The organism is Pseudomonas proteolytica (assembly GCF_007858275.1).
In the GTDB taxonomy this organism is placed as follows: Bacteria; Pseudomonadota; Gammaproteobacteria; order Pseudomonadales; family Pseudomonadaceae; genus Aquipseudomonas; species Aquipseudomonas proteolytica.
Window position 1 is genome coordinate 24,286 of the sequence record NZ_VFEV01000055.1, and the last position, 7,116, is coordinate 31,401.

Here is a 7,116-nt window from a genome sequence, read left to right on the forward strand (position 1 = left end):
TGATGCGGGTGTATTGTTCGGAGTGTGGCAGTAAAGGTCGTATTGCTTCGCGTGATGATCTTTCCAAGAAGTTTGCCAAACTCTACTGCCAGTGCGGCGATGCCACTTGTGGTCATACTTGGGTAGCCAACCTCACCTTTTCCCATACTCTCAGCCCTTCGGCGCAGGCGGTCGATCGTTTATTGTTCGACCGACTTCGCGACCTGCCCCGTGCTCAACAGAGAGAGTTATTTGATCAACTCGGTGCGCTACCATCCACTTGACTGCATACTTTTGAAACAACCGAGTTTAACTGTTCAAAACAATCAATTCTAAATTGAGTAAACCCGGCCTTTGCATACTCTGAAAGTTCTGTATCCGTCGGCAAAACCTCTAAAGCAAATGCAACCGAATTCCGGCAATTTTGTAACTCCTCTCGAAACTCCGTCAACTCATAATTTTTTTTCATAATTGCAAATTCCATATCCGACAGAGGCTTGATGGAACAGAGTTTAGATGCTGGCCTTTTAATTCGTCAAGCATTCGGAACATGGTTTTTTATCAAAGTAAACTATCAGTAAAATAATATTTTACCGTTGGTTTACTCCAGAACATCCACTATTACAGCTTGCTTTTTACGGCTTTTTGCTTTTCGCCAATCACAAACCAAACAAACAACAACTAAATACATGAGACTTAAGTTTCATGTACAGAGTTTTGTACTCAACGTATTGAAATACGTGACACATCTAGCACGCTCTTGACACAAAACTCGCATTTCAAAGTTATACACCTCGCCAACAAAACCCGATTCGCAAGCAAAAAAAGGCGCCGAAGCGCCTTATAAATCAGAATTTTCTTGGAGTTTTTCGCTATCTTTTCGTCAAAGCGTGACAACCCCGAAACGCCGTTGACCTGACGTATTTTCAAACGCAGCTACAACCACCCCCAAAGGAAGGGGAATATGCACTACCCCGGTCCCTGTATCGTGCTGCAGCAACCCCGTGGCATCCACCAGCACGAAGTCCGAGGGTAACTCTAATTGTCGAAGTAGCTGATCGTGTTGATCATCACTGAGGGTGACTGTTCTCCCGTCGATCAATACGAACATGGGGTTGCCTCCTGGGCTTCCAGATCTTCAATTTTCTTGAGCAACACGCTGATAATTTTCTCCTGTTCGTCTCTGAGTTGGTCCTGGGTGAGCGAGCGTTGCAACCGAATAACGATCTCTCCGTTCATGCTGCGCTGGTTATTACGGGCGGTAGCTGCGATCTGTGGACGCAGGCCGTCGGGCAGACGGATCACAAACTTATCTTGCTCGCGGGAATCAAGCATGGGCTGTCTCCTTAATAGTTGGGTTGGCCAGCAGTTTGGCGACCACGGCGGCATCACTCTCTGACAAGACGCCCAGGGCCTGGGCCATTTCGGCCATGGTTTCGAGGCGCTGACGGGAGTCCGGGGTTTTGTGCACTAGGTAGCCGATCAGCGCGGCGCCGATCACTGCAGTGGCGAACAGCCGGCGTGGAGGCATAAAGGTGCTGCGGGCCTGCTCGGGTGATGTGATAGCCTTGTGTTCACTGCTGCTTGGGCGTTCTGCTTTCATGGTGTTGCTCCTTTGTGGTGGTTGGTGTCGAGGAGCTGCAACTCCTCGGCACCGTTCTTTTTCAGGCTTGCCGCAATTGACAGGCCGTGAATACCAGGCGCTGTTCACAGCGCACTTCAAACAACCCCAAATCGCGGCCGTCCACGTCTTGCATGTGCACGACTGTGATCATGGTCGGGGTATCCTCTGGGTGATCCTGCCAATGAGCAGCGGTCGCCAATTCGGCCAAATCTTCGGGCGTGCACATGTCCACGTAACTGATCGGTAACTGCAGTTGTCCGGGCAAGGTGTTGGCGCTGTAGCGAATGATCATGGCGATTCCCTCTCAGGCCTGGCGCACCAGGTGCACAACCAGGTCATAGGGCAAGCCCGACTTTTCCTCTTGTGCCGCAAGGTTCAACACGGCCTTGATTTGAAAGTTGGTGCAGTCGTCTGCCAGGAAGTGCTTACCGCCCGCTATAGCGAGGCTGGAGATTTGGTTAAGGAAAAAGGGCGTGGTGTAGGCCGCGCCGACAATGATTGGAACTTCGATCCCCTGGCTGGCCAGTTCGGCCTGGATCTCCTGCAGCGTGGTGTTTTTGCCGGGGGCAGCGTTGCCAATGATTACTTGCACTTGCATGGTGTTGCTCCTTCTTCGTGGGTGTGGCAGTCAGACGTTCGCGTTAAAAAGATGTGTGTGCCCACCTGTACGGCGGAACATCCGGAACAATAAAAATGAGATTGGCTGTAGGCCCCGGCCCCCATGGGTTTTAGCTGTTCGAGGCTTGTGCACCTGTAGCCGGAACATGCCGGAACATTTTTTGCCGATGATTGGCTGGAGGCCTTGACTTAAAAGGGCTGCAGCGATGTTCTGGAAAATGGCGCTACCGGAACATTTCCGGAACAGGGCCATAAAGAATGTTCCGGTGTGTTCCAGAATGTTCCGGCTATCAGTGATGGGGCTATGCTTTCTATATGTATGTTTTATATAGATATTTTTATAGATATTAATATTGTTCCGGATGTTCCGGCAGCTCAGTGGCAACACGCACAAACCAGAAAAATGCCCTGTGTTGGACTTCACACGGACGTTCATCATTCCGACGTTCATCACTCTTTCCCTCCCTTGCGGAAGATCCAGCAGTTGAGCGGGCGCTTCTCAATCACCGATCGAACTTTGCGTGTCTCGACGTAGGTGTGTGAGCTGCTTTTCGGCAGTGCGCGTTGGAGTTGGGTGGCGTGGATGACTTCCTGGCCAGCGAGCCGGCAAGCGTTGTGAAAGTGCTCGATGTTGATTGCGATCAAGCTGCGATCGGAGCTGTGATTAAGCGTCTCTTGGGTAACCTCCCGACCCCCTTCCTGGTCAGTGATCGTGATCACCTTTTCATTCAGGTAGTGATAGATCTGCCAAAACCTGGCGGCCGTTGGGTCTTCGCTGCTGACACGCTGCTGCCGGTCTATGGCGCGGTTTTCCACATGTTTAAAGAGCTGATCCAAGAGCTGGTCACCCCAACCCGGGAACAGCGCCTGAGTGGCCTTGGCGGCCGCCATCAGCTGCGCGTGGCATTGCACGATCCGCTGGTGCTGAATCGCCGGGTTTGCTTGTAGCTTTGCCTCGTATTGAGCGAAGGCGGCAAAGTAATGTTCCAGCCAGCTCGCTTCCTGCTCCAGGCACCGGCGTAAATAGCCTGCAAGTTCTTCGACCGGAAGGGCGTTCAAACGGGTCGCGATGACCTTGCGAGCCGGTGTATGCCCGGCACGTGTGCAGTGCATGTGGGCAATTCGCGTCAGGATGGCCTCGGAGCCTTTCACGCTAGCGTTTTGAGATATGCAAAGAGCGGCGAGAAATATCAGGCTATCGGTGTCATTACTCGATGACTTGACGCCCACGGTGCGGATGTTGGCGTTTTGGTCGTAAAGCATTTTCCAGTCTTCCCAGTTGTACTGACTGGTGGTCTCACGGCCTTGAGCATCAACAATTGTGCTGTCTGATTCGATCAGCACTACCGGGAGGTTGCTCACTTGCGACAAGGCCCGGGTCAGGCCGATGGCGCTGGCACCCGTTGCGTTAGGTTTCATCCCCTCATAGTTTGCCCGGCCAAGTAGGCGCCAGAGGAATCGCAACAAACTGGATTTGCCCGCGCCGGCATCCCCAGTCAGTTCTAAAAAAAGCCACGACTCTTGTTTGTTGCGGATCTGCTGGGTGAACAAGGTAGCCGTCCACCAGGAGAGGGCCGCCAAACCATTCAGGCCGTTGACCTCAACGAAGTCCGAAAACCAGTGAGGATCGAAGTCCGTCCCGCGTGTCAGTGCCAGGCTGCTGAGTGACGTTTTCAGTCCGGTTTTACCGACCTCCAGATAGCCGTGACTGTTGGCCAGGTACTCGCGGCCTTTGTGATAACCGAACGTTTGATAGCAATAGGTCTTGCTGGCCGCGTCATAGCCCACAAATGGCAGTGCACGAACGGTCAAGGCGTTATCCAGCCAGCGACTACGCAGCATGGCCAGCACCTTCTCGCCTCCTTCAAAGTTCCCGCCTGGTGTGCGCTCCAGGAGCGATTGGGCGAAGCTACGCGGATTCCCAATTGAGTTCGGAGCCAATGGTTCCTTGCAGTTCTGTGCAGGGTTCGGAAAGTTGAACTGGAAAAAGAACTGTTGGTCGCCGCTAAGTGCATCGCGTTGGATGTATTCAAAGTGGGGAACGCAGTTGGCCACCTGTTTGATGTCGCAATACTTGTCGAACAGTTCTTCCCTTGTTTTGGTGATCGCTCCACCCTCCTGGTCTTTATTGAGTTCCTTATTGAGCTCGTCGGTATCCACCTTTGCGGTGTAAAGACGATTCCCAAACTCAAGCAAAAAGAAGCTCAACGGCTTTTTCAGATGAAGCAGATAGGCCCGTTTGGAGGGTGTGGGGGCAACAAACAGCCGGCCCTGGTAACTGGCCTCTTGCATGAATACATTGTCGAGCTGGCCGTCGCGGTACACATCGTCCCAGTCACGATCTTTCCCAGCCAACGCAACCCACGCGAGTTCGTCCATGGCATGCAGTTGGCGGCGGTATTTGGGAATCACCAGGTGGCCGGCCTTGTCGTCGTCCAGGGCGATGATCCAGCGCACCTTATTGCCCTTGTGGGCCTCGATCACATTCCAGGGGAAGTTGTTGGCCGAAATGGAGGCGATCACCTTGTAACCGGCTAGGTGTAAGGCGATGGCATGGAAGATCCCTTCCACGATGTAGACGTTATCGCCCTTCTCGATGACCATGCCTGGCGGCATCCAACCGCCGGCCTTGTAGCTCATCTTGTACTTGATACCGGCCTTGTCGCCGCCGTTGGCCGCGACCATCGTGGCGTCGATGATTCGTTCCCAGTAACCGTTGCACAGGGGGAAGCGCACCGTATCAGCCCATTGACCATCAAGCATTTGCCGGCGGGCTTGTTCGTACCAGCCCTTCATCTTGCTTATGTCAAAGCCGCGGTTGCGCTGCAGGTAGGCGTCGGCGGTTGCGTTCGGGTTTAGTTCCGTACGCGGGAAACGCTCACTCAGGTTTTCAAACAGGTGGCTGTATCGCTCCCGAGTCTTTTCCTCGTGCTGGCATTGGTTAAGCCGATTGCACTTGAGCTGATAGGGCTGCTTGCGAGCGATGTATAGGGTTCGTTCCCCGCAACTTGGGCAGATGCCCTTCTGCAGGTACTTGTCGCCTATGTCTTTGAAGTCCAGGTCGTGGTCGTGCTCCAGGGCACTGACGACTTCCAGGCGGTAAATGTCTTCAAATTGCATTTGCCGGCTCCTTACATTTCACCGGCTTTTTTCTTGTTCTTGACCGCACGGACACGTTCCGCCTGGTCCGCCGCCTCCATTGCCATGTACACCATATTGATAAAAACAGTGCCCTTTTCACCTGGCTGCTTTTCTTTGACCAGAAACAAACCTTGGTCGATTTTGTGACGAACTGAGCGCTCAGTGAGCCCAGCGCGACGCGCAAACTCGGTTGGGGTCACATATGGCGTGTCGATGGTGATCTGCATTTGCTATTCTCCTTGGGTATATTTTCCGAAATGGTTCCACTTCTGGAACTATATTGGTTCCATGAGTGGAACTTGTCAAGGGTGGGATTGTGGAAATACCAGCGAAGCTGAAGGCGATACGAGCCAAGGAAGACCTAACTCAAAGCGAGTTCTGTGAGGTGATGGACATAAGCATCAGCACGTATAAGAAATACGAAGCTGGGATTTCCGAAATGGGCGCCCCTCCCATCTTCAAGATCGTCAATCACCCTCGATTCAAGCGGTACACGCTCTGGTTCATGACTGGTGATACCGCCCCCGAATGCGGGCAAATCAGCCCTCTGTAGATAGAAACCAAAAAGTGCTGACTACCTATGTCGCTTAAAAAACTCGATGCCGGTGATTGGCTTGTTGACTGCCGACCAGACGGGAGGGATGGCCCACGTGTTCGCAAGAAGTTTCGGACCAAGAATGAAGCTATGGTCTATGAGCGTCGGATCATGGGGGACGGTGCGAACGGTGAGTTTGAGAAAAAGCCCAAACGAGATGAACGCCGACTGTCAGAGCTGATCTCTCTCTGGTTCAAACTTCATGGCCGTAACTTAAAGAAAGGCGAGGCCTGCCGGGCCTACCTCGACCGGATGGCTACCCACCTGGGCGATCCTGTTGCCAGTGACTTTACTGCGAGTGACTACACCCAATACCGCGCCGCTCGCCTGAATGGAAAATGGGGCCGAGTGCGCACAGATAGCGACGGAAAAAAGGACGGCACCACTGCCCCTATTTCCGCGAACACCGCGAATCACGAACTGGGCTACTTACGCGCCGTTTTTAACGAGCTTGAGAGAATCGGAGAGTGGACGGGGGGAAACCCTCTCTCCCGTGTAAGAGCCCTGAAGTTTGATCAAAGTGAGATGACGTATCTATCGAGCGAACAGATCGCGCAGCTACTGGCCAAGCTCGATGAAGACCCAACAGACGTCGGAGTCATTGCCCGCATTTGCTTATCAACAGGGGCACGCTGGGCTGAAGCGGCAAACTTAGATGTTGGCCAAGTACGTGACGGACGAATTCACTTTACTAGAACCAAATCCGCCAGGAACCGAACAGTTCCAATTGCTCCTGTACTGGAGAAAAAATTGCTCCAGGTGATGCCATTCAAGTCAGGATACAAAGCAACCTGGACGGCCTTTTCATTGATCGCCACACAGCTGCAGTTGGGGCTGCCTAAAGGTCAGGCTACACACGTGTTAAGGCACACCTTTGCCAGTCACTACATGATGAATGGTGGAGATATCCTGACGCTGCAGAGAGTCCTTGGTCATTCGTCCCTGGAAATGACCACTCGATATGCCCACTTCAGCCCTGGTCATCTCGCTGAAGTCGTGAACTTAAATCCCTTGGCTGCGGGCCGTGGACACTATGTGGACATTGTGCAATCGGACAAGGACGTAATCCAAAACGGAAAATCAAACCTAGCCCAATGAATTCAATGGGTTAAGAACATAAACAACAAAAGGATATCCGCATGAATGATCTGATTGCCTA

12 protein-coding genes are annotated in these 7,116 nt (G+C 52.7%); 3 read left to right on the forward strand and 9 right to left on the reverse strand.

The genetic code is table 11. The features are described from left to right. The first annotated feature begins 2 nt into the window (after positions 1-2). Complete coding sequence (locus FIV38_RS27640; protein ID WP_092237240.1) at positions 3-263, forward strand: Ogr/Delta-like zinc finger protein; 261 nt, start codon at positions 3-5, stop codon at positions 261-263. Here FIV38_RS27640 and FIV38_RS30080 read toward each other — a convergent pair. From FIV38_RS30080 to FIV38_RS27680, 9 genes are all read right to left on the reverse strand, one after another. Further along, entirely contained in the window at positions 236-448 is a 213-nt protein-coding gene (locus FIV38_RS30080) for a hypothetical protein (protein ID WP_167362620.1), read from the reverse strand. The two genes, FIV38_RS27640 and FIV38_RS30080, sit on opposite strands and share 28 nt — an antisense overlap. Before the next feature lie 414 nt (positions 449-862). Then, positions 863-1,090 (reverse strand): hypothetical protein, encoded by a 228-nt coding sequence (locus FIV38_RS27645; protein WP_092231995.1) that lies wholly within the window; start codon positions 1,088-1,090, stop codon positions 863-865. Next, positions 1,078-1,314: an Arc family DNA-binding protein gene (locus tag FIV38_RS30745; protein ID WP_092232000.1), complete on the reverse strand. Its 237-nt coding sequence runs from the start codon at positions 1,312-1,314 to the stop codon at positions 1,078-1,080. Before FIV38_RS30745 ends, FIV38_RS27645 begins: the two co-directional genes overlap by 13 nt. Then, positions 1,307-1,582, reverse strand: coding sequence for a hypothetical protein (locus tag FIV38_RS27655; protein WP_092232003.1), 276 nt, complete (start codon positions 1,580-1,582; stop codon positions 1,307-1,309). The genes FIV38_RS30745 and FIV38_RS27655 overlap by 8 nt, the downstream gene beginning before the upstream one ends. Before the next feature lie 61 nt (positions 1,583-1,643). Beyond that, entirely contained in the window at positions 1,644-1,895 is a 252-nt protein-coding gene (locus tag FIV38_RS27660) for a hypothetical protein (protein WP_092232006.1), read from the reverse strand. A gap of 12 nt (positions 1,896-1,907) precedes the next feature. Further along, a complete protein-coding gene (locus FIV38_RS27665) occupies positions 1,908-2,201 on the reverse strand; it encodes a hypothetical protein (RefSeq protein WP_092232009.1) in 294 nt (97 codons plus the stop codon). A 30-nt stretch (positions 2,202-2,231) separates the two neighbouring features. Continuing rightward, positions 2,232-2,672 (reverse strand): hypothetical protein, encoded by a 441-nt coding sequence (locus tag FIV38_RS27670; RefSeq protein WP_092232012.1) that lies wholly within the window; start codon positions 2,670-2,672, stop codon positions 2,232-2,234. Further along, positions 2,672-5,341: a toprim domain-containing protein gene (locus FIV38_RS27675; protein WP_092232015.1), complete on the reverse strand. Its 2,670-nt coding sequence runs from the start codon at positions 5,339-5,341 to the stop codon at positions 2,672-2,674. Before FIV38_RS27675 ends, FIV38_RS27670 begins: the two co-directional genes overlap by 1 nt. An 11-nt stretch (positions 5,342-5,352) precedes the next feature. Next, positions 5,353-5,589: a hypothetical protein gene (locus FIV38_RS27680; RefSeq protein WP_092232017.1), complete on the reverse strand. Its 237-nt coding sequence runs from the start codon at positions 5,587-5,589 to the stop codon at positions 5,353-5,355. Positions 5,590-5,678: 89 nt separating this feature from the next. Between FIV38_RS27680 and FIV38_RS27685 the strand changes: the two genes are divergently transcribed. Next, positions 5,679-5,915 carry a helix-turn-helix domain-containing protein gene (locus tag FIV38_RS27685; protein WP_092237243.1) on the forward strand — a complete coding sequence of 79 codons (237 nt, stop codon included), beginning with the start codon at positions 5,679-5,681 and terminating at the stop codon, positions 5,913-5,915. A gap of 27 nt (positions 5,916-5,942) precedes the next feature. Beyond that, positions 5,943-7,055 carry a phage integrase gene (locus FIV38_RS27690; RefSeq protein WP_092232020.1) on the forward strand — a complete coding sequence of 371 codons (1,113 nt, stop codon included), beginning with the start codon at positions 5,943-5,945 and terminating at the stop codon, positions 7,053-7,055. The last annotated feature ends 61 nt before the right edge of the window (positions 7,056-7,116 follow it).

Bases quoted from the DNA above. Each gene is read 5' to 3' on its own strand.
- FIV38_RS27640 (WP_092237240.1), top strand. From the start codon at position 3: ATGCGGGTGTATTGTTCGGAGTGTGGCAGTAAAGGTCGTATTGCTTCG.
- FIV38_RS30080 (WP_167362620.1), bottom strand. From the start codon at position 448: ATGAAAAAAAATTATGAGTTGACGGAGTTTCGAGAGGAGTTACAAAAT.
- FIV38_RS27645 (WP_092231995.1), bottom strand. From the start codon at position 1,090: ATGTTCGTATTGATCGACGGGAGAACAGTCACCCTCAGTGATGATCAA.
- FIV38_RS30745 (WP_092232000.1), bottom strand. From the start codon at position 1,314: ATGCTTGATTCCCGCGAGCAAGATAAGTTTGTGATCCGTCTGCCCGAC.
- FIV38_RS27655 (WP_092232003.1), bottom strand. From the start codon at position 1,582: ATGAAAGCAGAACGCCCAAGCAGCAGTGAACACAAGGCTATCACATCA.
- FIV38_RS27660 (WP_092232006.1), bottom strand. From the start codon at position 1,895: ATGATCATTCGCTACAGCGCCAACACCTTGCCCGGACAACTGCAGTTA.
- FIV38_RS27665 (WP_092232009.1), bottom strand. From the start codon at position 2,201: ATGCAAGTGCAAGTAATCATTGGCAACGCTGCCCCCGGCAAAAACACC.
- FIV38_RS27670 (WP_092232012.1), bottom strand. From the start codon at position 2,672: ATGAACGTCGGAATGATGAACGTCCGTGTGAAGTCCAACACAGGGCAT.
- FIV38_RS27675 (WP_092232015.1), bottom strand. From the start codon at position 5,341: ATGCAATTTGAAGACATTTACCGCCTGGAAGTCGTCAGTGCCCTGGAG.
- FIV38_RS27680 (WP_092232017.1), bottom strand. From the start codon at position 5,589: ATGCAGATCACCATCGACACGCCATATGTGACCCCAACCGAGTTTGCG.
- FIV38_RS27690 (WP_092232020.1), top strand. From the start codon at position 5,943: ATGTCGCTTAAAAAACTCGATGCCGGTGATTGGCTTGTTGACTGCCGA.